Genomic DNA, 22,901 nt, shown 5'->3' with positions numbered 1-22,901 from the left:
GCGCGTCAGCGCGGAAAGGGGGCCGGGGGCGAGGGGCGGGCCGGGGGCGAGGCCCCGCGCGGCGGCCGCCTACCCCAGTGCCTCCACCAGCTCCCGGTACAGCCGCCGTGCCGCCTCGTCCTCGGACGAGAAGGTGTCCAGGACCCGGCTCCGGCCCCGCTCCGTCAGGCTCACCTCCCACACCCCCGCCCGCTCCCGCAGCGCGTAGAACTCGGTCGCCGTGACCTCCGGCTCGTGGACGTCACCGATGCGGTAGTACTCGTCCGGAACCCCGGCCCGTCGCAGTTCCGCGCGTACGCTGTCGCTGTCCACGGCACGGCTCCCGGTGTCGGCCCGCCGCGCGAGCCCCGTGGCGCGGGCGGTGCGGGTGGAGGACTCCTCCTCCAGGTACTTGTTCTCCAGCAGCCACTTGACGTTCACGCCCTTCGGGAGGGCGGGGTCGGCCTTCTGGTCGAGCATGATCTGCTGGCCCTTGCCCGGCTGGCCGAACCAGGGGGCTATGGCGCCCTTCTGCACGCCGAACGGCTTGAGCACCTTGTAGACGTGGTAGTTGCAGACCGCGCTGCCCGGGCCCGGGTAGGTGCGCAGGTTCGACGGCGGGATGGCGCGGCCCCCGTAGGAGACGTCGGTGGGCGCCAGGAACGTGCCGGTCGGCAGGCCGAAGCGGTCGAGCTTGGTCCCCTTCGTCAGCTTGACGACCTTCCGGTCCTTCTCGAAGCCGTCGTTACCGGGCCAGTTCCAGTCCGTGTTGTCCTTCTTGCGCCACTCCTTGAGGAAGACGTCCGGGGCGGGGCTTCCCTTGCCGGTGCGCTCCCAGCCCTTGAGCAGCGGCCCCAGGGGGTTGGTGGTGGGCAGGTCCGAGGCGCCGAGCAGCCAGTCGCCCTGGAACGCCTTGGAGCAGAAGGGGTCCGCGGTCGTCGTGGGTGCGGACGCGGCGGGGGCGGCCCCCTGGGCCCGCGCCGTGCCGGCGAGCGTGCCGCCGGACAGGGCCGCGGCCGTGCAGAGGGCCACCGATATGCCTGTGCGGGTGCGTGCCTTGTGCCTCATCGTGGCTTCCTTACATCGTTCCGTCGGGGGTGACTCAGGGGAGTCCAGTGGCTACTGGCCACGACAGAACAGTGCAGGGAGGAGAGAGGCGGGCAGAAGGAGGTAACAGGCCGTTCGATCTTGACCGGAGTCGACCGGATCGGTGCGGTCGCGGTCGCTGACCTGCCGTCAGTCGCAGGTGTTGAGCATCGTGACCAGCTGGTCCGCCTCCGGCTGTGTCACCGAAAGGTCGTACAGGTGCTTCACGTCCACCCAGGCGCGGGAGTACGTGCACCAGTACGCGCGGTCCGGCGGGCTCCACTGGTCGGGGGACTGGTCGCCCTTGCTGCGGTTGGAGGCCGCGGAGACGGCGATGAGCTGCGAGTGCGCCAGGTCGTTGGCGAACTGCTTGCGCCGGGGCGTCTCCCAGCGGTCGGCCCCGGAACGCCATGCGTTGGCCAGTGGCACCATGTGGTCGATGTCGACCTGCGACGCCGAGGCGAGGGTCTTGCCGTCGTACAGGCTGTGCCAGCTGCCGCCCGTGGCCCGGCACTTGTCGTCCTGGGCGACGTTCCGCCCGTCCCGCTCCAGGACGACCTCGCGGGTGTCGCAGCCGTCGCCCTGCTGGATCCAGTGCGGGAACTTCGCCCGTGAGTAGCCGGCCATCGAGTGCGGTGCCGCGACGTTCAGGTCCGCGAGCTCGGTCCGGGCGGTGTCGGCCGGGGACGGCTCGGGCATCTGGGCGGGCGTGGCGACGGCCGTCGTGGTGGCGGTGGCGGACCCGAGGACCGCGGCCGCGGCGAGCGCGAGGGTGGCGGCGGCGGAACGCCGGGCGCGTGAGGTGAGCATGCGTCAGAAATAGCAGCGGGCTTCCGGCCGGGAGGGGCATCGCGGAAAGTCGGCGTGTCCTGGAACACACCGAAAGTTCCGCTGCGGGGACCTGCATTCATCGCCTCTCCTGTCACGGGAACCCCACATGTCACAGAACTCTCATACAAACACTCGAACCGGCGCCCCGTCCGAGACCGTCTCACTCGTCAACGCAGAGTTCCGCAGGAATCCGTACGGAGACGCCTCGTCCAGGAGTGACCGGCCCTTGAGCAAACACCGTGACATCTCGCGCCCCCGCCGCAACGGAAGGAAGAAGGACGGGAACAAGGAGGGGAGGGCGGGGGCGCGGTCCGGCAGGAGATTCATCGACTACCCGCGCCGCGGCCGGCGCGGCGTGCGGCGCTGGCTCCCGTCCTGGCGGCTGCTCCTGGGCGTCCTCACGGTGTGCGTGGGCGCTCTGGCCGGGCTCTTCGCCTGGGTCTACGTGAGCGTGGACATCCCCGACGAGAACGCGGCGGCCGTCCAGGAGGCCAATACGTACTACTGGTCGGACGGCAGTCAGATGGTGAGCCTCGGGCAGGTCAACCGGAACATCGTCCGCCTGTCGGAGGTGCCGGAGTCCACCCGGAGCGCCGTGATCGCCGCGGAGAACGAGAGCTTCTACAGCGACCGCGGCGTCTCCTTCAAGGGCATCCTCCGGGCGTTCGCCAGCACCGCCCAGGGCGGGGAGACCCAGGGCGGGTCCACGATCACCCAGCAGTACGTGAAGAACACCTACCTCTCGCAGGAGCAGACCGTCACGCGGAAGGTCAAGGAGTTCGTCATCTCGCTCAAGGTGGACCGGACGAAGAGCAAGGACGAAGTCCTCCAGGGTTATCTGAACACCAGCTGGTTCGGCCGTGGCGCCTATGGGATCGAGGCCGCGGCCCAGGCGTACTACGGAATCCCCGCGAAGAAGCTGAATCCGAGTCAGAGCGCGATGCTGGCGTCCCTGTTGAAGGGCGCCGAGCTCTACGACCCCTCGACCAGCGCGGCCAACCACGCGCGCGCGGCCGACCGTTGGAAGTGGATCCTCGACCGGCAGGTCAAGGCGGGGCTGCTGGACGAGGAGGAGCGCGAGAAGTACCGCACCTTCCCGGAGCCGCTCAAGCAGTCCATGTCCACGAGCCTGGGCGGCCAGACCGGCTACCTCGTCGACGTCGCCAACAAATACATCAAGCAGCGCACGATGCTCACCGACCAGGACCTCGCGCACGGCGGCTACAAGATCTACACCACCTTCGACAAGAACCGCCTGCGGCAGCTGACGAAGGCCGTGGAAGGCGTGCTCGCCCGGGACATCGACCCGAAGAAGCGCCCGGCCGACGAGGGCGTCCAGGTCGGCGCCGCCTCGGTGCGGCCCTCGGACGGCGCCGTCCTCGCCCTCTACGGCGGCCCCGACGCCACCAAGCACTTCGCCAACAACGCGGACACCTTCGGCGTCCCCGTGGGCTCCGCGTTCAAGCCGTTCGTCCTCGCCGCCGCCCTCAAGCGCGGGGACGCCCCCGACGGCTACTACGGCAAGGACGGCACCCTGCTCTCCGCCTCGGACGACGGGCCCGGCCCGGACGACGCGCACCCCACCCTGAGCCAGGCCCTCGTGACCGGCGGCAACGCCACCTACACACAGCTCGGCCGGGACGTGGGGCTGGAGCGGGTGCGGGACACCGCCGTGGGCGCCGGCCTGCTCAAGGGCAGCATGGCCCAGCTGGAGCAGACCTTCCCCATCGGGACGTCGACGCCCAGCGCCATCCGGATGGCAGGGGCGTACGGCACGTTCGCCAACGGCGGCATGCAGAACGACCCGTACTCGGTGACGAAGCTGCTCAAGGACGGGGTGTCCGTCGGCGGCTTCGAGGACCGGGCCAAGGCCCGGCGGGCCATGGACAAGGGCGTGGCCGACGACGTCACGGAGGTGCTCCGGGAGGCGGGGGCGAAGGGCATGGAGGAGAACGGGGTGCGAGGGACCGAGGAGCTCGGCCCCTTCGCGGCGGGCCGGACCGGCGACCAGGACCGGCTGAGGTCGGCGTGGTTCGTGGGCTACACGAAGGAACTGTCCACGGCCGTGACCATGTTCCGTACGAAGCCGGGGGAGCCGCAACTGCTGCCCATGGCGGAGGTCGGCGGCGAGGACTCGCGGCGCGGCAACGTCTTCCCGGCCCGTGTCTGGGCCGACTACACGCGCGCCGCACGGTCCTGAAGGGTGCCGGGGCGCCTCACGCGCGCGCCCCGGCCGGCGGGACCGGGGCTCAGACCCGGCCGCGCGTCGTGCGCAGGTGCTGGGCGACCGGCGCGAGCGAGGCGTGCAGCGCCTTGAGGTCGGCCTCGCCCAGCAGGTCGATGAAGTGCTCGCGGACGGAGGCGACATGGTGCGGGGCGACCTCCCGCATCATCTCCCAGCCCTGCTCGGTGAGGACGGCGTAGAGGCCGCGCCGGTCGGACTCGCAGTTCTCGCGGCGGACGAGACCGGCGTTCTCCATGCGGGTGATCTGGTGGGAGAGCCGGCTCTTGGACTGGAGGGTGGCGGTGGCGAGGTCGCTCATCCGCATCCGGTGGTCCTCGGACTCCGAGAGATTGACGAGGATCTCGTAGTCGTTGTTGGTGAGGCCGAACGGCTGGAGGTCCCGTTCGAGCTGGTGCATCAGCAGACGGCTGACGTCCAGATGGGCGCGCCAGGCGCGCTGTTCCTCTTCGCTGAGCCAGCGGGTGCCGTTCTCGGTGTCCATAGACATAGAGGAATTCTACCTAAGAAAGTTGAAAAATAAACCAGTGTGGGTGAGGTGGCGAGGTCACGCGTTCGACGTCACCCTCCGCAGGGTACCGCTCACAGCCCGAAGCGGCGCTGGAGGTCTCCCAGCTGGCCCGGCATGCGGGGCATAGATGGCTGATTAGGCGGGGTTGCGCTCGGGACGCCGGCCTGCTGCGGCACACCGCCCGTCGCGATCTCCGCCATCAGCTGCTCCGTGGACTGAAGCAGTACGGTACCGGCACCGACGAACTCGAACTGGTGCTCCTCGCCCGAGGTGCCGCCGATCCCGGTGAACGCCCGGACCCCGCCGAGGACACCGGTCAGGTACTGGTGGTCGTAGTGGTGGCACGGCGAGGGACAGTCCGCCCAGCCGACCAGGGCCTGCGGGTCGACCCGGATCGGCGGCTCGACGAAGACGACGGGGCCGTTGGAGGCCGCGACGAACTTGCCGGTGCCGATCAGGGTGAGGAAGCCGGGGACGATCGACTGCTTGAGGGACAGGGACGGCTGGAAGGCCAGCAGGTTCCCCGAGCGCACCGTGAGGTTGCCGTCCTCCAGGTCGAAGGAGTTGACGTCGAAGGAGCGGTCGGCGAGCAGCATCTTGCCCCGGCCCTCGGCCACCACCCAGTCCGCGGCGTGCAGCGGGGAGTGGAAGCTGTGGGCGATGAGGCGGTCGAGGCGGCCGTGGCCGATGCCGTGGAAGTCGATCTGCCCGTAATAGGCGATCATCTTCCCCTTCTGGAGGAACCACTGACCGTCGAGGTCCACGCTGAAGGCGTACGGATTGACGTTGTCGTCGACCGGCAGCGTGTGCGCGTCATGGATCACCGGGCCGTTCACAGCTTCTCCTCCGAGGCCTGTACATACACCGTGCCGTTGCCGGACAGCTCCAGCTGGAACGCCTCGCCCGAGCCGCGGCCGACCATCTCGCGCCAGCCGAGCGCGGCCGAGAGCTTGTTGCGGACCTCGCCGCGGTGCGCGACGTACGCCTGCGGGTCGACGTGGACGGGCCGCCCCGGGACTATCGGCAGCTCGATGAAGCCGCCGTGCGCCATCACCGCGACGGCTCCGTGGCCCTTGAGCGTCGTGGTGAACAGGCCCTGGCCCGTGACCTGGCCGCGGACCATGCCCATGACGCCGCCCTGCGAGCCCATGAACATCGTGCCCTGCTGGAGGGAGCCGTCGAAGGCGAGGAGCCGGTCGGCCTCCACGTAGAGCGTCTCGCCGGACAGCTCGATCACATGGACGTGGTGCCCGCCGTGGCCGAACATCACCGTGCCGGCGCCCTCGACGGTCATCAGGGGCGTCGCCTCGTTCGCCACCCGGCGGCCGATCATGCCCATGACGCCGCCCTGGCCGCCCGTGACGCTGGGCGTGAAGGAGACGTCGCCCTTGTAGGCGAGCATGGCGCCGCGCTGGCTGAAGAGGCGCTGGCCGGGGACGAGCTTCGCCTCGACCATGCGGGAGTTCAGGAGCCGGAAGGGCATCAGACGTCACCGCCGATCGTGTTGCGCTCGCTGGGCTGTACGTACACCAGGCCCTCGCCCTCGAAGCGGATCTGGAAGGCCTCGCCGGAGCCCTCGCCGATGAAGGTCCGGAAGTTCACCCCGGACTGGAAGTGCTGCTTCAGTCTGCCGGTGTGCGCGATGTACGCGCCCGGGTCGACCTGTAGCGGCGTCGACGGCGTGACCCGCAGGACGACCGCCTGGCCGTCCGACATGATCGCCGCCTGGCCGGAGCCCTCGACGGTCGTGGTGAACAGCCCGGTGCCCTGGGAGGCGCCGCGCAGGCCGGTGAAGGAGGTGCCGGTGCGCAGGGCGGCGTCGGTGCACAGCAGATTGCTGGACTCGACGTAGAGCGTCTCGCCGCGCAGCGTCACCAGGTTTATCTCGGTGGCGCGGTCGGCGAAGTAGCAGGTGCCGCGTCCCTTCACCTCCATCACTTCCATCTGTTCGCCGGTGAGCCGGCGGGTGACCATGCCGCGGAGGCCGTCGCCGCCGCCGGTCATCTTCTTGAACGACATCTCGCCCTCGTACGCGACCATCGCGCCGTTCTTGGCCTTGACCGCGTCTCCGGAGAGGTCGACGGCGAGAACTTTGCTCCCTTGGAGCCGAAACTGAGCCACGGGACGACGCTAGCGGCAGGACATACCGCTCGAACAGGCCCTGTTCGCCGATGCGGCCCCGGAAGCGGCCCGGAACCGTCCCGGACCGGACCCCCATCCCGTGATCGTCCACCGGGCTGAGACAATGGACCGGCTTGTGAATACCCTCACAAGCGGTAGTCGTCCCGCCACGCGGCCGACCGGCCCGCCACTCACACCCCGAAGGTGCCCCCGTGGACATCAAGACCGCCTCCGCCCTGCGCCGGCTCCGCCTGGTCTCCGCACCGGAGGCCGTTTCCTTCCTGCTGCTGCTGGTCTGCTCGGCGCTCAAGCGCATGACCGACTTCAACGCCGTACCGGTGATGGGCGCCGTCCACGGCATCCTCTTCGTCATCTACGTCCTGTTCTGGCTGGACGCCTGGAACAAGACCAAGTGGCCGCTCAAGACGGCCGCCCTCTACTTCATCCTCTCCGTCCTCCCCACCGGCGGCTTCTTCGCCGAGCGGATGCTGCGCCGTGAGGCCGAGGCGAGCGTCATCGCCGCCCGCGCCCGCAAGGAAGGCGTGGTCAACGCATGATCGTCGCCTTCTCGGTGTCGCCCCTGGGCGTCGGCGAGGACGTCGGCGAGTACGTGGCCGACGCCGTCCGCGTGGTCCGCGAGTCGGGCCTGCCCAACCGCACGGACGCGATGTTCACCTCGGTCGAGGGCGAGTGGGACGAGGTCATGGACGTCGTCAAGCGCGCCGTCGCCGCGGTCGAGGCCCGCTGCGGCCGCGTCTCCCTCGTCCTGAAGGCGGACATCCGCCCCGGCGTCACGAACGGCCTGACGTCGAAGGTCGAAACGGTCGAGCGCTACCTGTCGCAGGACTGACCCGAACCGACCCACGCGCCCCGAGCGGCCGCCCGGAGTGGACCCCCACGGTCCACTCCGGGCGGCCTCGGACCGCCACGCGCGGCACCGTCGCGTGTCCGACGGGCCGGAGCGAAACACTGGCCACGGCCCCGCCCCCTTCGGCACGCTCCGCACATGTCCGCGATACGCCCGGCCGGCTACCCGGCCGTCTTCGCCGTGCGCGAGTTCCGTGCCGTGTTCGGCGCCCATCTGCTCTCCCTGCTCGGCATCGTCGTCGGGGAGATCGCCCTGTCCGTCCTCGTCTACCGTCTCACCGGATCCCCGGCCATGAGCGCGCTCGCCTTCGCGCTCGGCTTCCTGCCCTACGTGGCCGGCGGCACCCTGCTGTCCGGCGTCGCCGACCGCTACCCCGCCCGGCGCGTCCTCGTCGTCTGCGACCTGCTCTGTGCCGCGAGCGCCGCCGCCATGGCCCTGCCCGGCACGCCCGTCGCCGCCCTGCTCGCGCTGCGCTGCGTCAACGCCGCGATCGGGCCCGTCTTCGCCGGGACGCGGGCGACCACGCTGGGCGAGATCCTCGGCGAGGGCGACCTGTTCGTCCTCGGCCGCTCGCTGATCCGGCTCGTCTCCCAGGGCGCCCAGCTCGCCGGCTTCGCCGCGGGCGGGCTGCTGCTCACCGCCGTGTCGCCGCGCGGCGCCCTCCTCGCGACCGTCGCCGGGTTCCTCGCCTCCGCGCTGCTGCTCCGCTTCGGGACGCGCGCCAGGCCGGCCCGTACCGCGACCGGCGCGGCGGGCACTCCACGCGGTGGGCTGCTGACGTCCTCCCTCGCCGGCGTCGGCCGACTGCTCGCCCGGCCCCGAACCCGGGCCCTGCTCCTGCTGTCCTGGCTGCCGCCCTTCTTCCTGGTCGTCCCCGAGGCCCTGGCGGCCCCCTACGCGGACGACCTCGGCGTCGGCCCGGCCGGCCTGGGGCTCCTGATGTGCGCGATGCCCGTCGGCGCGATCGCCGGCGAGGTGCTCGCCGGATCCCTGCTGGGCCCGCGCGCCCGCGAGCGGATCACGCTGCCCGTGGCGGCCGGATGCCTGCTCCCCCTCCTCGGCTACGCGGCGCACCCCTCCCTCGGCTGGGCCCTGCTCGCCGTGGGCACGGCCGGCCTCGGCATGGCCCACACGCTCGGCCTGGACCAGTGGTTCATCGCGGCGGTCCCGGAGGAACTGCGCGGCAGGGCCATGACCGTCCAGACGGCCGGCCAGATGACGATCCAGGGGCTCGGCATGGCGCTCGCGGGCGTGGCGGCCGAATGCGCGCCCGTACACGCCGTGGTGGCCGGAAGCGGCGTGCTCGGCACGCTGGTGGTGGGGTTCGTGGCGCGGAGTGTCGTACGCTCTGCGGCGTCAAGATCGACAGCAGGTCCGACAGGGGGAGCCAGCCGTGTTCAAGCTGCTCAAGAACGGTAACGGCGACGAGAAGTCCGTGCCCGGCCTCGGCGCCGTCGTCGTGCTCCGCGACTCGGCCGCCGTGGCCGACGCCGTCGCCGAGGCGCTGGCCACCGCGAGCGACGCGGAGCGGCCCGGGCTGGAGCGCGCCGCCGCGCTGATCGCCGAGCGGGCCGCGCGCCCGGAGCACGAGGTGCGGGCCGAGTGGGTGCGCGGCGTCTGCGCCGACGCCGGCGTCGACCCCGTCGCCCAGGAGCTCCACGCCATCCGGGCCGTCCGCAAGGCGGCCCCGGCGCTGCGCCTCGTGGATGCCGTGCAGCTGGTGCGCGAGGCGCGGGAGACCGCCGCGTAGGGACGCGCGAAGGAGGGGCGCGGGCCGGGTTCTCCCGTGCGACGTCCGGAATTTGAGATACCGGCGGTCACGATATGGCCGAGCGGTAGGCTCGTCCCGTGCCGAAGCCGCTCAGCCTCCCCTTCGATCCCATCGCCCGCGCAGACGAGCTCTGGAAGCAGCGCTGGGGGTCCGTGCCGTCCATGGCCGCGATCACTTCGATCATGCGGGCCCACCAGATCCTGCTGGGCCAGGTCGACGCGGTCGTCAAGCCGTACGGACTGACCTTCGCCCGCTACGAGGCGCTGGTGCTGCTGACGTTCAGCAAGGCCGGCGAGCTGCCGATGTCCAAGATCGGCGAGCGGCTGATGGTGCACCCCACCTCCGTCACCAACACGGTGGACCGGCTGGTCACCTCGGGTCTGGTCGCCAAGCGCCCCAACCCCAACGACGGCCGGGGCACGCTGGCCTCGATCACCGACAAGGGCCGCGAGGTCGTCGACGCGGCCACCCACGACCTGATGGCCATGGACTTCGGCCTGGGGGTGTACGACGCGGAGGGCTGCTCGGAGATCTTCTCGCTGCTGCGGCCCCTGCGGGTGGCGGCGGAGGACTTCGAGGACGAGGAGCCCGGGAGCGCCGGGGAAGGCGCGGACTTCGAGGGCGCGCGGGGCGCGTAGGGCGGGCGCCCGCCGCCGCGAGGACACGCGCCCGGCGGGGAAGGGGCGGCGAAGATCGCCCCGGAACGTGCGGTTACGCTCGTAGGCATGAAAAGAAGCGTGCTGACCCGCTACCGCGTCCTCGCGTACGTCACGGGCGTGCTGCTGGTCCTGCTGGTGATCGGGATGATCGCCAAGTACCTGCTCGACATGGATGTCTCGGGCGCCGTCCGGCTGATCGCCATCGCCCACGGCTGGCTCTTCATCCTGTACCTGGTCTTCGCCTTCGACATGGGCTCCAAGGCCAAGTGGTCGTTCGGCAGGCTGGCCTGGGTCCTGGTGGCCGGCACCATCCCGACGGCGGCGTTCTTCGTGGAGCGCAAGGCGGTCAAGGAGCTGGAGCCCCTGATCGTCGACGACGCCTCCCGCGCCACCGCCTGAGCCCCGAGGCTCGCGACACACGCCCCGGACACCCCTTGTGTTCGGGGCGTTCTTGCGCGACGATTTACTAGGACGTCCTAGTAAATCGTCCCCGGGAGGGGACCGCGCGCGGCGCCGGCCGCCGCTCACTACCACTCGCGCGGGGGCGCGGAGAGGCGGACAACAGATCATGGACGCAAGCGCGATCGAGGCGGGGCGCAGCCGCTGGCAGGCGCGGTACGACGCGGCGCGCAAGCGCGAGGCGGATTTCACCACCCTGTCCGGTGACGAGGTCGCCCCCGTCTACGGCCCCCGCCCCGGCGACGCCTACGAGGGCTTCGAGCGGATCGGCTGGCCCGGTGAGTACCCCTTCACCCGGGGCCTCCACGCGACCGGCTACCGGGGCCGCACCTGGACCATCCGCCAGTTCGCCGGCTTCGGCAACGCCGAGCAGACCAACGAGCGGTACAAGATGATCCTCGCCGCCGGCGGCGGCGGCCTCTCGGTCGCCTTCGACATGCCGACCCTGATGGGCCGCGACTCCGACGACGCGCGCTCCCTCGGCGAGGTGGGCCACTGCGGCGTGGCCATCGACTCCGCCGCCGATATGGAGATCCTCTTCAAGGACATCCCGCTCGGCGACGTCACGACGTCCATGACGATCAGCGGGCCCGCCGTCCCCGTCTTCTGCATGTACCTGGTCGCCGCCGAGCGCCAGGGCGTCGACCCGGCCGTGCTGAACGGCACGCTCCAGACGGATATCTTCAAGGAGTACATCGCCCAGAAGGAGTGGCTCTTCCCGCCGGAGCCCCATCTGCGCCTGATAGGCGATCTGATGGAGCACTGCACCCGGGGCATCCCGGCCTACAAGCCGCTCTCCGTATCCGGCTACCACATCCGCGAGGCCGGGGCGACGGCCGCGCAGGAGCTCGCCTACACCCTGGCCGACGGCTTCGGCTATGTGGAGCTGGGCCTCAGCCGGGGGCTGGACGTCGACACCTTCGCGCCCGGCCTCTCCTTCTTCTTCGACGCCCACCTCGACTTCTTCGAGGAGATCGCCAAGTTCCGCGCCGCCCGGCGGATCTGGGCCCGCTGGATGAAGGAGGTCTACGGCGCGAAGACCGACAAGGCCCAGTGGCTGCGCTTCCACACCCAGACGGCCGGCGTCTCCCTCACCGCCCAGCAGCCGTACAACAACGTGGTGCGTACGGCCGTGGAGGCCCTCTCGGCCGTCCTCGGCGGTACGAACTCCCTGCACACCAACGCCCTGGACGAGACGCTGGCCCTGCCCAGCGAGCAGGCCGCCGAGATCGCCCTGCGCACCCAGCAGGTGCTGATGGAGGAGACCGGCGTCGCCAATGTGGCGGACCCGCTGGGCGGTTCCTGGTACGTCGAGCAGCTCACCGACCGCATCGAGGCCGACGCGGAGAAGATCTTCGAGCAGATCAGGGAGCGGGGCACCCGGGCCGTGCCGGACGGCCGGCACCCCATCGGGCCCATCACCTCCGGCATCCTGCGCGGCATCGAGGACGGCTGGTTCACGGGTGAGATCGCCGAGAGCGCGTTCCGCTACCAGCAGTCCCTGGAGAAGGGCGACAAGCGGGTCGTCGGCGTCAACTGCCACCACGGCTCGGTCACGGGCGACCTGGAGATCCTCCGGGTCAGCCACGAGGTCGAGCGGGAGCAGGTCCGGGTCCTGGGCGGCCGCAAGGCGGCCCGTGACGACGCGAAGGTCTCCGGCGCGCTGGCCGCGATGCTGGCCGCCGCCCGCGACGGCTCGAACATGATCGAGCCGATGCTGGAGGCGGTGCGCGCGGAGGCGACGCTGGGCGAGATCTGCGACGTCCTGCGCGAGGAGTGGGGGACGTACACGGAGCCGGTGGGCTTCTGAGCGGCCCCCGGACCAGGGTGACCAGGGTGTGGTGAGGGCCTCCGGCAGCCGCCGGGGGTCGTCGCCGCGACGGGGACGGGGCCGGCGGGCCGCCTCGCTCCCCGGTGACGCGGTGCGGTTCCGGAACCGCACCGGTGCGTGGCGCCCGTCAAACCGGCGGCTCCGTAAGACGGCCGCCCCGTAAAACCGTCCGCCCCGTCGGGCCGGACGTTCCGTCAGACCGGCCGCCCCGCCAGCCCGCCGACCAGCAGGTCCGTGAAGGAGCGCGTCCACTCCTCGTCGACCGGCTCGGCGCTCACCAGGGCGCGGTGGACGACCGCTCCCGCGATCACGTCGAAGATCAGGTCCGCGTGGCGGGCCGCGGCCGCCGGGCTCTCCCCGCGCGGGAGTTCACCGCGCTCCTGTGCCCGCTCCCGGCCGATCAGCACCAGCTGCTTCTGCCGGTCCACGATCGCGGAGCGGATCCGCGCCCGCAGCGCGTCGTCGCGGGTGGACTCGGCGACCACGGCCATCAGCGCCGTCTTCGTCTCCGGGCGCTCCAGCAGCGCCGCGAAGCGGAGGACGACGCCTTGGATGTCGGCCTGGAGGCTGCCCAGGTCGGGCAGGTCGAGGTGCTCGTCGAAAAGGGCCGCGACCGCGTCCACGACCAGTTCGTTCTTGCCCGCCCAGCGCCGGTAGAGCGTGGTCTTCGCGACTCCCGCGCGGGCCGCGACATCGCTCAGCGTCAGCTTCCCCCAGCCCAGCTCGACCAGGGCCTCGCGCGTGGCGCCGAGGATCGCGCGGTCGGCCTCGGGGCTGCGCGGCCGGCCCGTACGCCCCTGGCCGCGCTGCCCGGGGCGCCCTGGGGGAGGGGCGTGAGTCATGCCGCGACCTTACCGCCGGGTAGCTCCTGGCATATGAGCCAGATCACGGAAAAGCTTGGCGGGGAGCTCCCGGAGGCGCGGGGGTTGCAGTTACGCTACGAGGCGTAGCGTAAGAGCGACAACCACAGGTGCCGGGTGGGGACCCGGTGCCGGACTCCTTGCTACGGGCGCCTTCGACGGCGCGCTTTTCCGATCGCCGCGCGGAGGGGGGAGGATAGGGCCATGCAGCCACGGAACATGTCCATGAGTGGAGTGGTCGACCTCGCCGCGGTGAAGGCGGCCGGGGAAGCCAAGCAGAAGGCGGAGCAGGCGCGGGCCGACGCGGCCCGCCGGGGCGACACGCCGCCCGCGGGCGCGCAGCGCCTCGTCTTCGACGTCGACGAGGCCGGCTTCGAGGCGGAGGTCCTCCAGCGCTCCGCCGAGGTGCCCGTCGTCATCGACTTCTGGGCCGACTGGTGCGAGCCGTGCAAGCAGCTCGGCCCGCTGCTGGAGCGGCTCGCGGCGGAGTACGCCGGCCGCTTCGTCCTCGCGAAGGTCGACGTCGAAGCCAATCAGATGCTCTTCCAGCAGTTCGGCGTGCAGTCCATCCCGGCGGTCTTCGCCGTGGTGGCCGGGCAGGCCCTGCCGCTGTTCCAGGGCGCCGCGCCGGAGGCGCAGATCCGCGAGGTGCTGGACCAGCTCGTCGCGGTCGCCGAGCAGCGGTTCGGCATCGTGGGCGCGCCCGTCGACCCGGCCGCGGCCGGTGCCGAGGCGCCCGCCGCTCCGCAGCCCGCCCCGGTCAGCCCGCACGACGCCGCGCTGGGCCTGGCCCACGACGCGCTGGACGCCGGTGACCTGGGCGGTGCCGTCCGGGCGTACCGGAACGTCCTGTCCGACGACCCGGGCAACGCCGAGGCGAAGCTGGGTCTGGCCCAGGCCGAACTGCTCCAGCGCGTCCAGGACATGGACCCGCAGCAGGTCCGCAAGGCCGCCGCGGAGAACCCCAAGGACGTCCCGGCGCAGATCGCCGCGGCCGATCTGGACCTGGTCGGCGGGCATGTCGAGGACGCCTTCGGCCGTCTGCTCGACGCCGTCCGGCGGACCGCGGGCGAGGACCGCGACGCCGCGCGGGTCCGGCTCCTGGAGCTCTTCGAGGTGATCGGGGGCGACGACCCGCGGGTGACCGCGGCGCGTACGGCTCTGTCCCGCGCGCTGTTCTGACGGGCCGGGGGCCGAGCGGAACGGCTCCCGCCCACTGGTGCCACAGACGGCACCCTGAGCGGCACCAGCACCGCGCTTTACCAAAACTTGGTAATCGTGGGGGCTGTTACCGTGCGTAAGAAGGGCCCGGGCATTCGCCCGGGTTTTTCTTTTATCTCCAGTTCTCTCCGGACACGTTGCGGCGATGCCGCGCGGTCGGCCGATGCGTACCCATCACCCCTTGGTTATCGCCTCGTTACTCGCTAGTAATGAACCTCTTGTGCCCCGGCCGCGAATGGACCACGATCGGCCAAGCTCGGTCCATTCCCCCGTCGCGGCAGCCGGTCGGTGTCAGGGGCATGGGTCCCCACCGGGTGGGCCGGCCCCCTTCGGCCGGTCCAGGGACAGGGGGGTCTCCGCCCCAACGGCGGTGCCTGTCCCCGTGGTTGCGCGCACGCGCGGCCTGTGGTTGTCGCTCGGGGGTGATCGCCGGTGCGGTCGGGGCGTTCCGCGCCACCGGGTGCGGCGGCGCTCTTCCTCCGAGGACGTAGCACGTCTCCCATCCCCGGGTCCGGGGTCCGCTCCCGCGGCTCCCGCACCGGAGATGCACGTCCGAGAAGGAGGCAAGTCATGGAGTCCCAGACTCGTGGTGGGACCAGATGGCGGCGGTTCGCCGTCGTCATGGTGCCCAGCGTCGCGGCGACGGCCGCGATCGGGGTGGCCGTCGCGCAGGGCGCGCTGGCGGCGTCGTTCAGCGTGTCGGGCCAGCAGTTCAAGGTCCAGGCGGGCGAGATGGTCGGTTACGACTTCGTCCAGTACGGCGCCCTCGACAAGAACTCGAAGGGTCCGCACCCGGTCGCGGTGGTCGGGCTGAACAGGGCGACCATCAGCAATCTCTGCCAGTCCGTGGTCATTCCGATTCCGGGGATGGACAAGGACGTCTCGATGGTGCTCCGGGCGGGCCAGGGCGAGGACAAGGTCGAGGCGTCGAAGCTGTACATCGACGCGGACGTCCTCAAGGCCGACGCGGAGTTCGAGCAGGTCGACATCGGTGTGTCCGTCAACGACACCACCAAGGGCTCGGGCGGCGGCAAGGGCCCCGGCCCGGCGCCCGGCGACGCGATCGTGCCCGGCTCGTTCGCCCAGCAGGCGCAGAAGGTCACGTTCAAGAACGCCAAGCAGCGTGCCTGGGCCACCTCCGCCGGCACCTTCAACCTCAAGGGTCTGAAGATGGGCGTCAGCTTCGGCAAGAACGAGTGCTTCAAGGACTCGGAGCTGGAGTGAGGACACGGGCGCGGGTGCGTGCTAGCCGTCCCCGCGCCCGCACGTCCCGCCATCGCACCGCGCTCGCGCACCGCGTACCACCGAAATCGCCAGTTCCGAGGAGCTGTACGACATGAGCGTCGACACGCGACCCCAGCAGACCAGTTCATTCGGCCGCGCACGCCGTTCGTTCCGGGCATGGCGGGGGCGGCGCCCGTTCTGGGGCGGGCTGTGGACCCTGCTGGCAGGCATCCCGATCATGTACATCCCGTACCAGACCATGACCCTGGGCGATCTGCACATCCGGATGGCGACCACGGCCGGTGCCGGTTCGCTGATCATCGGCGTGCTGCTGATCGTCCTCGGCCTGACGCTCTGGTTCCAGCGGCAGTCACGGATCTTCGCCGGGGTCGCGGCGATCCTCCTCGCCCTGGTCTCCCTGGTCGTCTCCAACTTCGGGGCCTTCCTGATCGGCTTCCTGCTCGCGCTCATCGGCGGCGCGCTGGGCGTGTCGTGGATGCCGGGCAAGCCGCTCGCCGCCTCGCCCGCGGGCGGGGGCCCGGGCATCGACGGCCCCGAGGACGACCGGCCCCGGCTGTCCCTGACGAAGGAGACGAACGGGAGGCACCGTGCCGACTGACGAGGAGCGCGAGGACGTACGGGCGAGAACGGGCCCCCGGCACGCCGCGCCCCGCAAGCACCTGCTGGCCAGGCTGCACATGCCGGCGGGCAAGGCGGTGGCCCTCGCGGCGATGCCGTCCGCGGTGCTGATGGGCATGGGCCTCACGCCCACGCTGGCGCGGGCCGAACCGACGCCGGTGAACCCCTTCGAGGGCGCGTGCGCGACGGTGCCGGACCAGTCGCCGGAGCCGGACGCCGGGAAGGACGGGGCGGGGCGCGAGGACGAGGGCGCGAAGGACGGGAGTGCGAAGGACGAGACCCGGGACGGCGACGCCCGCCACGACGGGACGTCCGCCGAGGAAGCGGCCCGCGCGGCCGGGAAGGCCGGAACCACCGGAACCACCGGAACCACCGGGACCACCGGTAAGACCGGGACGACCGGGGAGTCGGACAAGGCCGGTAGGGACACAGCCGGTACGGGCGACAAGGCCGGTACGAGCACCGGGACCGGTACGGGCGACAAGGCCGGCACGGGTGACGGGACCGGTGACGGTACGGGCAAGGGCGGCCGGCTGCCCGTGCCGCCGCCCGCCGCGCCGTCCTCACCCTCGCCGTCGCCCTCTCCCTCGTCCTCCAAGTCGGTCAACCCCCTCGACCCCCTGGGGATCGGCGACGCGCTCAAGGACGTCCTCACCGGGGGCGGCGAATCCGGTGCGAAGTCGCCGTCCCCCGGCGCCTCGCCGGCCCCTTCCGCCCCGCGCCCCTCCGCCCCGGCCACCGGTGACGGCAAGAGCGAGGGCGGGGAGGGCGGCAAGGCCGGCCGCCCGGCGGCCCGGCCCTCGGGTTCCGGCGGGCCTTCCGCCGGGCGTTCCCCGTCGGCGTCCCCTTCCGGATCCCCGTCCGGGAAGGCGTCCGCCCCGCCCTCCGGCTCCCCGTCCCCCTCGTCCTCGGCGAAGGACGGCGGTCCGCCGCCCTGTCCGGCACCCAAGGTCGTGGACGAGAACGAGAAGCACGCGTTCCCCGTGAACCCCTGGTTCCTGGAGTCCGACAAGCTCACCCTCGGCGGTCTGACCTACGAGGGGATCAAGAAGATCACGACGGTGGACGGGAAGGAGAAGTCCGTCCTGAAGTTCACCGCGGACTCGGTGTCCATCGGGGACCTGCACCAGATCGTCAACAGCCGGGACAAACAGCACCACGTGGCCGGGCGGGGCACCACGTCCACGATCCGGGGCGGCCAGGTGACCATGTACACCGAGTCGCTGAAGGGCAAGCTCCTCGGGCTGCTGCCGGCGGACTACAGCGCTACCAGCCCGCCGCCCATGATCCCGGGCGTGAAGCTGCCCGTCCCGATCTTCTTCACCGGGGTGAAGATCCGTCAGGGCGGCCAGTTCGGCGGGACGCTGCACATCCCCAATCTGCACCTGTACATCACTGAGGGAACGTATCCGCAGTAGCGGTAGCGGCCGCAACGGGAGACGGCCGTGGCCGCCACCCCCGCGAGGGGGCGGCGGCCACGGCCGTCGTACGTACCGGAGCGCGGGGACTAGCGGCCCTCGCCCAGGTGGTGCACCCGCACCATGTTGGTGGTGCCGGGGACACCGGGCGGGGAACCCGCCGTGATGATCATGGTGTCGCCCTCGCTGTAGCGCTTGAGCTTCAGCAGCTCGGCGTCGACCAGGTCGACCATGGCGTCCGTGTTGTCCACGTGCGGCACGACGTAGGTCTCGACGCCCCAGCTCAGCGCGAGCTGGTTGCGGGTCGAGGCGTCCGTGGTGAAGGCCAGGATCGGCTGGGCCGTGCGGTAGCGGGACAGACGGCGGGCGGTGTCACCGGACTTGGTGAAGGCGACCAGCGCCTTGCCGCCCAGGAAGTCCGCGATCTCGCAGGCCGCGCGGGCGACGGAGCCGCCCTGCGTGCGCGGCTTCTTGCCCGGGACCAGCGGCTGGAGACCCTTGGAGAGCAGCTCCTCCTCGGCGGCCTCGACGATGCGGGACATCGTCTTGACCGTCTCGATCGGGTACGCGCCCACGCTGGACTCGGCGGAGAGCATGACCGCGTCGGCGCCGTCGAGGATGGCGTTGGCGACGTCGGACGCCTCGGCGCGGGTCGGCCGCGAGTTGGTGATCATCGACTCCATCATCTGGGTCGCGACGATCACCGGCTTGGCGTTGCGGCGGCAGAGCTCGATGAGGCGCTTCTGCACCATCGGGACCTTCTCCAGCGGGTACTCCACCGCGAGGTCGCCACGGGCCACCATCACACCGTCGAACGCCATGACGACGTCCTGCATGTTGGCGACGGCCTGGGGCTTCTCGACCTTGGCGATGACCGGCACCCGGCGGCCGACCTCGTCCATGACGCGGTGGACGTCGAGGACGTCCTTGGCGTCGCGGACGAAGGACAGCGCGACCATGTCGCAGCCCATCGCCAGGGCGAACTTCAGGTCCTCGATGTCCTTCTCGGACAGCGCCGGGACGTTCACCGCCGCGCCGGGCAGGTTGATGCCCTTGTGGTCGGAGATGACACCGCCCTCGATGACGATGGTGCGCACCCGCGGACCCTCGACCTCGGTGACCCGGAGCTCGACGTTGCCGTCGTTGATCAGGATCTGGTCGCCCTTGGAGACGTCGCCCGGCAGGCCCTTGTAGGTGGTGCCGCAGATCGTCTTGTCGCCCGGGACGTCCTCGGTGGTGATGGTGAACTCGTCACCGCGCACCAGCTCCACCGGGCCGTCCGCGAAGGTCTCCAGGCGGATCTTCGGGCCCTGGAGGTCGGCGAGGACACCGACGGCACGGCCGGTCTCGTCGACCGCCTTGCGGAGACGGTCGTACCGCTCCTCGTGCTCCTTGTGGGTCCCGTGGCTCATGTTGAAGCGGGCCACGTTCATACCGGCCTCGATCAGCGTCTTCAGCTGCTCGAAGGAGTCGACGGCGGGGCCCAGGGTGCAGACGATTTTGGAACGGCGCATGGGGCAGATCCTATCGGTTTGTTTCGGAGCGGAATATTCGAGCTGTGGGAAAGACCGAGAGTCGGCCGGTGATCAAGCGCTGACCAGGGCGTAAGCCTGGGTGGCGATCTCCAGCTCCTCATCGGTGGGCACCACGGCGACGGCGACCCGGGCGTACTCGGGCGAGATCAGCCGCGGCTCGTCGGCCCGTACGGCGTTGAGACCGGCGTCCACGGCCAGGCCCAGCTCCTCCAGGCCCGCGACGGCGGCCTCGCGCACCGGGGCGGCGTTCTCGCCCACACCGGCCGTGAAGGCCACGGCGTCGACCTTGCCGAGGACCGCGTAGTACGCGCCGATGTACTTCTTCAGCCGGTGCACGTAGACGTCGAAGGCCAGCGCCGCGCGCTCGTCGCCCTCGTCGATGCGCCGGCGGATCTCGCGCATGTCGTTGTCGCCGCACAGACCGATCAGACCGCTCTTCTTGTTCAGGAGCGAGTCGATCTCGTCGACGGACATCCCGCCGTTGCGGGCCAGGTGGAAGATGACCGCCGGGTCGATGTCACCCGAGCGGGTGCCCATGACCAGGCCCTCCAGCGGGGTGAGGCCCATGGAGGTGTCCACGCAGCGGCCGCCGCGCACGGCCGAGGCCGAGGCGCCGTTGCCCAGGTGCAGGACGATCACGTTGACCTCGGAGGGGTCCTTGCCCAGCAGCTTGGCGGTCTCGCGGGAGACATAGGCGTGCGAGGTGCCGTGGAAGCCGTAACGGCGGATGCGGTGGGCGTCCGCGGTCTCGACGTCGATCGCGTAGCGGGCGGCCGACTCCGGCATCGTCGTGTGGAAGGCGGTGTCGAAGACCGCGATCTGCGGGAGGTCGGGGCGGAGCGCCTGGGCGGTGCGGATGCCCGTGATGTTGGCGGGGTTGTGCAGCGGCGCCACCGGGATCAGCCGCTCGATCTCCGCGACGACCTCGTCCGTGATCACGGTCGGGGCGGTGAACTTCTGGCCGCCGTGCACCACCCGGTGCCCGATCGCCGCGAGCTCCGGCGAGTCCAGGCCCAGCCCGTCCGCGGCCAGCTCCTGGGCGACGGCCTTCAGCGCGGCCTCGTGGTCGGCGATGGGCGCCTCCTTCTCGCGCTTGTCACCGCCCGTGGCGAGCGGGGTGTGCGCGAGGCGGGAGGTCTCCTCACCGATGCGCTCCACCAGGCCGACGGCCAGCCGGGCGCCGTCGGCCATGTCGAGCAGCTGGTACTTGACGGACGAGGAACCGGAGTTGAGGACGAGGACGCGGGTGGGGTTGGCAGTCATGAAGGGCTTTCCGGGTCGGTTGTGGGGGATGTGATGCGTGGGGGCGGTGCCGTCCCCGGGGCCGCGGCGGTCACCGCGGCCCCGGGGACGCCCGTACGGGGGCCGGGCGACCCCCGTACGACCGTACGGGTGTCAGGCGCGCTGCTCACCCTGCGCCTGGATGGCCGTGATGGCCACGGTGTTCACGATGTCCTGGACCAAGGCGCCGCGCGACAGGTCGTTCACCGGCTTGCGCAGACCCTGGAGGACCGGGCCGACCGCGACGGCGCCGGCCGAGCGCTGCACGGCCTTGTAGGTGTTGTTCCCGGTGTTGAGGTCCGGGAAGACCAGCACCGTGGCCTTTCCGGCGACCTCGGAACCCGGCAGCTTGGTCGCCGCGACGGCCGCGTCGACGGCGGCGTCGTACTGGATCGGGCCCTCGACCAGCAGGTCGGGACGGCGCTCCCGGACGATCTCGGTGGCCCGGCGGACCTTGTCGACGTCCGCGCCGGATCCGGAGGTGCCGGTGGAGTACGACAGCATCGCGATCCGCGGCTCCACCCCGAACTGGGCGGCGGTCGCGGCCGACTGGATGGCGATGTCCGCGAGCTGCTCGGCGTTCGGGTCCGGGTTGACGGCGCAGTCGCCGTAGACGAGGACCCGGTCGGCCAGGCACATGAAGAAGACCGAGGAGACGATCTGCGCGCCCGGCGCGGTCTTGATGACCTCGAAGGCCGGGCGGATGGTCGCCGCGGTGGAGTGCACCGCGCCGGAGACCATGCCGTCGGCCAGGCCCTCCTGGACCATCAGCGTGCCGAAGTACGAGACGTCGGCGACGACGTCGTGCGCCAGCTCGACGGTCATGCCCTTGTGGGCGCGCGCCTTCGCGTAGAGCTCGGCGAAGCGCTCGCGCAGCGGCGAGGTGTGCGGGTCGATCAGCTGCGCCTCGGCCAGGTCGATGCCCAGCTCCCCGGCGCGCTTGCGGATCGCCTCCTCGTCGCCCAGCAGGGTGAGGTCGCAGACGTCACGGCGCAGCAGCACGTCGGCGGCGCGCAGCACGCGCTCCTCGGTGCCCTCGGGCAGCACCACGCGGCGGCGGGCGGAGCGGGAGCGCTCGATCAGCTCGTGCTCGAACATCATCGGGGTGACGCGGCTGGAGCGGGCCACGGAGATGCGGTTCGTCAGCTCCGCCGTGTCCACGTGCCGCTCGAAGAGGCCGAGGGCCGTCTCCGCCTTGCGCGGCGAGGCGGCGTTGAGCTTGCCCTCGACCGCGAAGAGCTCGGTGGCGGTCGGGAAGGACTTGCCCGGCACGGAGATCACCGGCGTGCCGGGGGCGAGCCGGCCCGCCAGCGCCAGGATGTCGGCCGTCGGCCGCTCGTCCAGGGTGAGCAGTACACCGGCTATCGGCGGCGCGCCCGCGCTGTGCGCGGCCAGCGCGCCGATGATCAGGTCGGTGCGGTCGCCGGGGGTCACGACCAGGCAGCCGTCGGTCAGGGCCGGCAGGAAGACCGGGAGCATCGCGCCGCCGAAGACGAAGTCCTTCACGTCGCGGGCGAGCCCGGCGTCGTCGCCGAGCAGCACCTCGGCGCCCAGCTTGCGGACGATCTGACCCACGGTCGGCGCGGAGAGCGAGGCGTCCTCGGGCAGCGCGTAGCAGGGCACGGGCAGACCGGCCGCGATCTCGGCGACGGCCGCGCGGTCGGCCGGGGCCACCCGGTTGACGACGAGCGCGACGACGTCGCAGCCCAGCGCCTCGTAGGCGCGGTACGCGTTGCGGGCCTCGGCGCGGACGGCCTCGGCCTCCTGGTCCTGGCCGCCCACCACGGTGATCACCGAGGCACCGAACTCGTTGGCCAGCCGCGCGTTGAGCGCCAGCTCGTCCGGGACGCTGGTGTCCGCGTAGTCGGTGCCCAGCACCAGCACGTACTCGTACTCCCGGGCCACCGCCAGGAAGCGCTCCACGAGGGCCGAGACCAGCTCGTCCGTGCCCCGCTCGGCCTGGAGCGCGGACGCCTCGCCGTAGCTCAGGCCGTACACGGTCTCCGGCGACTGGCTCAGCCGGTAGCGGGACCGCAGCAGGTCGAAAAGCCGGTCCGGGCCGTCGCCGTGGACGAGCGGGCGGAAGACGCCCACCCGGTCCACATGGCGGGTGAGGAGCTCCATGACTCCCAGCTCGATGACCTGGCGGCCGTCACCCCGGTCGGTCCCGGTCACGTACACGCTGCGCGTCACGCGTGCTCTCCTTGCTCCATCGCCGTGTTCATGCGGTTCAAAAATTACCCGTTATGGTGGGCTTGCCCTCTTGACAATACCTGCGCCGCTGGTTAAGGCGCGCGTCAGTGCCCTCGACGGGGTGCCCCGGATCCTCCGGAGCGGCTCCGTGCCTGGTCAGGGACTTTCTCTG

The 22,901-nt window shown here is 71.3% G+C and carries 22 protein-coding genes; 12 read left to right on the top strand and 10 right to left on the bottom strand.

Going from position 1 to position 22,901, the window contains the following annotated elements; genetic code table 11:
• Window positions 1-69 precede the first annotated feature (69 nt).
• Both LUZ64_RS22250 and LUZ64_RS22245 read right to left on the bottom strand, forming a co-directional pair.
• On the bottom strand, window positions 70-1,047 hold the full coding sequence (locus tag LUZ64_RS22250; RefSeq protein ID WP_232389944.1) for a TNT domain-containing protein: 978 nt from the start codon (window positions 1,045-1,047) through the stop codon (window positions 70-72).
• A 168-nt stretch (window positions 1,048-1,215) separates the two neighbouring features.
• Window positions 1,216-1,875, bottom strand: a complete 660-nt coding sequence (locus LUZ64_RS22245; protein WP_095583469.1) for an HNH endonuclease family protein — start codon at window positions 1,873-1,875, stop codon at window positions 1,216-1,218.
• Between the two features lie 247 nt (window positions 1,876-2,122).
• On the opposite strand from LUZ64_RS22245, the gene LUZ64_RS22240 reads away from it, so the two are divergent.
• A complete protein-coding gene (locus LUZ64_RS22240) occupies window positions 2,123-4,096 on the top strand; it encodes a transglycosylase domain-containing protein (protein ID WP_248288710.1) in 1,974 nt (657 codons plus the stop codon).
• Between the two features lie 49 nt (window positions 4,097-4,145).
• Here the strand turns inward: LUZ64_RS22240 and LUZ64_RS22235 are convergent, their stop codons facing one another.
• The 4 genes from LUZ64_RS22235 to LUZ64_RS22220 all read right to left on the bottom strand — a co-directional run bounded on the left by LUZ64_RS22235 (window position 4,146) and on the right by LUZ64_RS22220 (window position 6,770).
• Window positions 4,146-4,622, bottom strand: coding sequence for a MarR family winged helix-turn-helix transcriptional regulator (locus tag LUZ64_RS22235; RefSeq protein WP_095583467.1), 477 nt, complete (start codon window positions 4,620-4,622; stop codon window positions 4,146-4,148).
• 98 nt (window positions 4,623-4,720) lie between these two features.
• Window positions 4,721-5,485 carry an AIM24 family protein gene (locus tag LUZ64_RS22230; RefSeq protein ID WP_095583466.1) on the bottom strand — a complete coding sequence of 255 codons (765 nt, stop codon included), beginning with the start codon at window positions 5,483-5,485 and terminating at the stop codon, window positions 4,721-4,723.
• A complete protein-coding gene (locus LUZ64_RS22225; RefSeq protein WP_095583465.1) occupies window positions 5,482-6,132 on the bottom strand; it encodes an AIM24 family protein in 651 nt (216 codons plus the stop codon). The genes LUZ64_RS22230 and LUZ64_RS22225 overlap by 4 nt, the downstream gene beginning before the upstream one ends.
• Window positions 6,132-6,770 (bottom strand): AIM24 family protein, encoded by a 639-nt coding sequence (locus LUZ64_RS22220; protein WP_095583464.1) that lies wholly within the window; start codon window positions 6,768-6,770, stop codon window positions 6,132-6,134. The genes LUZ64_RS22225 and LUZ64_RS22220 overlap by 1 nt, the downstream gene beginning before the upstream one ends.
• A gap of 212 nt (window positions 6,771-6,982) precedes the next feature.
• On the opposite strand from LUZ64_RS22220, the gene LUZ64_RS22215 reads away from it, so the two are divergent.
• From LUZ64_RS22215 to icmA, 7 genes are all read left to right on the top strand, one after another.
• Window positions 6,983-7,327: a DUF3817 domain-containing protein gene (locus tag LUZ64_RS22215; protein WP_095583463.1), complete on the top strand. Its 345-nt coding sequence runs from the start codon at window positions 6,983-6,985 to the stop codon at window positions 7,325-7,327.
• Entirely contained in the window at window positions 7,324-7,620 is a 297-nt protein-coding gene (locus LUZ64_RS22210; RefSeq protein WP_095583462.1) for an MTH1187 family thiamine-binding protein, read from the top strand. The genes LUZ64_RS22215 and LUZ64_RS22210 overlap by 4 nt, the downstream gene beginning before the upstream one ends.
• 156 nt (window positions 7,621-7,776) lie before the next feature.
• On the top strand, window positions 7,777-9,057 hold the full coding sequence (locus LUZ64_RS22205; RefSeq protein ID WP_095583461.1) for an MFS transporter: 1,281 nt from the start codon (window positions 7,777-7,779) through the stop codon (window positions 9,055-9,057).
• Window positions 9,032-9,388 carry a hypothetical protein gene (locus LUZ64_RS22200; protein ID WP_232389945.1) on the top strand — a complete coding sequence of 119 codons (357 nt, stop codon included), beginning with the start codon at window positions 9,032-9,034 and terminating at the stop codon, window positions 9,386-9,388. The genes LUZ64_RS22205 and LUZ64_RS22200 overlap by 26 nt, the downstream gene beginning before the upstream one ends.
• Before the next feature lie 98 nt (window positions 9,389-9,486).
• Window positions 9,487-10,047, top strand: coding sequence for a MarR family winged helix-turn-helix transcriptional regulator (locus LUZ64_RS22195; RefSeq protein ID WP_095583460.1), 561 nt, complete (start codon window positions 9,487-9,489; stop codon window positions 10,045-10,047).
• Window positions 10,048-10,134: 87 nt separating this feature from the next.
• The gene (locus LUZ64_RS22190) at window positions 10,135-10,467 is read left to right on the top strand and encodes a DUF3817 domain-containing protein (RefSeq protein WP_087926216.1); all 333 of its coding nucleotides are present in this window, start codon (window positions 10,135-10,137) and stop codon (window positions 10,465-10,467) included.
• A 169-nt stretch (window positions 10,468-10,636) separates the two neighbouring features.
• The gene (gene icmA / locus LUZ64_RS22185) at window positions 10,637-12,337 is read left to right on the top strand and encodes a coenzyme B12-dependent isobutyryl-CoA mutase large subunit (RefSeq protein ID WP_095583459.1); all 1,701 of its coding nucleotides are present in this window, start codon (window positions 10,637-10,639) and stop codon (window positions 12,335-12,337) included.
• A gap of 215 nt (window positions 12,338-12,552) precedes the next feature.
• Here the strand turns inward: icmA and LUZ64_RS22180 are convergent, their stop codons facing one another.
• Window positions 12,553-13,200 carry a TetR/AcrR family transcriptional regulator gene (locus LUZ64_RS22180; RefSeq protein ID WP_095583458.1) on the bottom strand — a complete coding sequence of 216 codons (648 nt, stop codon included), beginning with the start codon at window positions 13,198-13,200 and terminating at the stop codon, window positions 12,553-12,555.
• A gap of 222 nt (window positions 13,201-13,422) precedes the next feature.
• Between LUZ64_RS22180 and LUZ64_RS22175 the strand changes: the two genes are divergently transcribed.
• From LUZ64_RS22175 to LUZ64_RS22160, 4 genes are all read left to right on the top strand, one after another.
• Window positions 13,423-14,400, top strand: coding sequence for a tetratricopeptide repeat protein (locus LUZ64_RS22175; protein ID WP_095583457.1), 978 nt, complete (start codon window positions 13,423-13,425; stop codon window positions 14,398-14,400).
• 609 nt (window positions 14,401-15,009) lie between these two features.
• Window positions 15,010-15,663 (top strand): DUF6230 family protein, encoded by a 654-nt coding sequence (locus LUZ64_RS22170; RefSeq protein WP_095583456.1) that lies wholly within the window; start codon window positions 15,010-15,012, stop codon window positions 15,661-15,663.
• 112 nt (window positions 15,664-15,775) lie between these two features.
• Window positions 15,776-16,282: a DUF6114 domain-containing protein gene (locus LUZ64_RS22165; RefSeq protein ID WP_232389946.1), complete on the top strand. Its 507-nt coding sequence runs from the start codon at window positions 15,776-15,778 to the stop codon at window positions 16,280-16,282.
• A complete protein-coding gene (locus LUZ64_RS22160; RefSeq protein WP_232389947.1) occupies window positions 16,272-17,720 on the top strand; it encodes a hypothetical protein in 1,449 nt (482 codons plus the stop codon). The genes LUZ64_RS22165 and LUZ64_RS22160 overlap by 11 nt, the downstream gene beginning before the upstream one ends.
• Window positions 17,721-17,809: 89 nt before the next feature.
• Here LUZ64_RS22160 and pyk read toward each other — a convergent pair whose 3' ends face one another.
• The 3 genes from pyk to pta all read right to left on the bottom strand — a co-directional run bounded on the left by pyk (window position 17,810) and on the right by pta (window position 22,729).
• A complete protein-coding gene (pyk, locus tag LUZ64_RS22155) occupies window positions 17,810-19,234 on the bottom strand; it encodes a pyruvate kinase (RefSeq protein WP_095585171.1) in 1,425 nt (474 codons plus the stop codon).
• Between the two features lie 72 nt (window positions 19,235-19,306).
• Window positions 19,307-20,518, bottom strand: a complete 1,212-nt coding sequence (locus LUZ64_RS22150; protein WP_095585170.1) for an acetate kinase — start codon at window positions 20,516-20,518, stop codon at window positions 19,307-19,309.
• A gap of 132 nt (window positions 20,519-20,650) precedes the next feature.
• Entirely contained in the window at window positions 20,651-22,729 is a 2,079-nt protein-coding gene (gene pta, locus LUZ64_RS22145) for a phosphate acetyltransferase (protein ID WP_095585169.1), read from the bottom strand.
• Window positions 22,730-22,901 lie beyond the last annotated feature (172 nt).

The organism is Streptomyces albireticuli, assembly GCF_021228125.1.
In the GTDB taxonomy this organism is placed as follows: domain Bacteria; phylum Actinomycetota; class Actinomycetes; order Streptomycetales; family Streptomycetaceae; genus Streptomyces; species Streptomyces albireticuli.
Note: the sequence above shows the minus strand (reverse complement) of the source record. Positions and strands in the feature narration are given on the sequence as shown.

Bases quoted from the DNA above. Each gene is read 5' to 3' on its own strand.
- LUZ64_RS22250 (WP_232389944.1), bottom strand. From the start codon at position 1,047: ATGAGGCACAAGGCACGCACCCGCACAGGCATATCGGTGGCCCTCTGC.
- LUZ64_RS22245 (WP_095583469.1), bottom strand. From the start codon at position 1,875: ATGCTCACCTCACGCGCCCGGCGTTCCGCCGCCGCCACCCTCGCGCTC.
- LUZ64_RS22235 (WP_095583467.1), bottom strand. From the start codon at position 4,622: ATGGACACCGAGAACGGCACCCGCTGGCTCAGCGAAGAGGAACAGCGC.
- LUZ64_RS22225 (WP_095583465.1), bottom strand. From the start codon at position 6,132: ATGCCCTTCCGGCTCCTGAACTCCCGCATGGTCGAGGCGAAGCTCGTC.
- LUZ64_RS22210 (WP_095583462.1), top strand. From the start codon at position 7,324: ATGATCGTCGCCTTCTCGGTGTCGCCCCTGGGCGTCGGCGAGGACGTC.
- LUZ64_RS22205 (WP_095583461.1), top strand. From the start codon at position 7,777: ATGTCCGCGATACGCCCGGCCGGCTACCCGGCCGTCTTCGCCGTGCGC.
- LUZ64_RS22190 (WP_087926216.1), top strand. From the start codon at position 10,135: ATGAAAAGAAGCGTGCTGACCCGCTACCGCGTCCTCGCGTACGTCACG.
- icmA (WP_095583459.1), top strand. From the start codon at position 10,637: ATGGACGCAAGCGCGATCGAGGCGGGGCGCAGCCGCTGGCAGGCGCGG.
- LUZ64_RS22180 (WP_095583458.1), bottom strand. From the start codon at position 13,200: ATGACTCACGCCCCTCCCCCAGGGCGCCCCGGGCAGCGCGGCCAGGGG.
- LUZ64_RS22175 (WP_095583457.1), top strand. From the start codon at position 13,423: ATGCAGCCACGGAACATGTCCATGAGTGGAGTGGTCGACCTCGCCGCG.
- LUZ64_RS22170 (WP_095583456.1), top strand. From the start codon at position 15,010: ATGGAGTCCCAGACTCGTGGTGGGACCAGATGGCGGCGGTTCGCCGTC.
- LUZ64_RS22165 (WP_232389946.1), top strand. From the start codon at position 15,776: ATGAGCGTCGACACGCGACCCCAGCAGACCAGTTCATTCGGCCGCGCA.
- pyk (WP_095585171.1), bottom strand. From the start codon at position 19,234: ATGCGCCGTTCCAAAATCGTCTGCACCCTGGGCCCCGCCGTCGACTCC.
- LUZ64_RS22150 (WP_095585170.1), bottom strand. From the start codon at position 20,518: ATGACTGCCAACCCCACCCGCGTCCTCGTCCTCAACTCCGGTTCCTCG.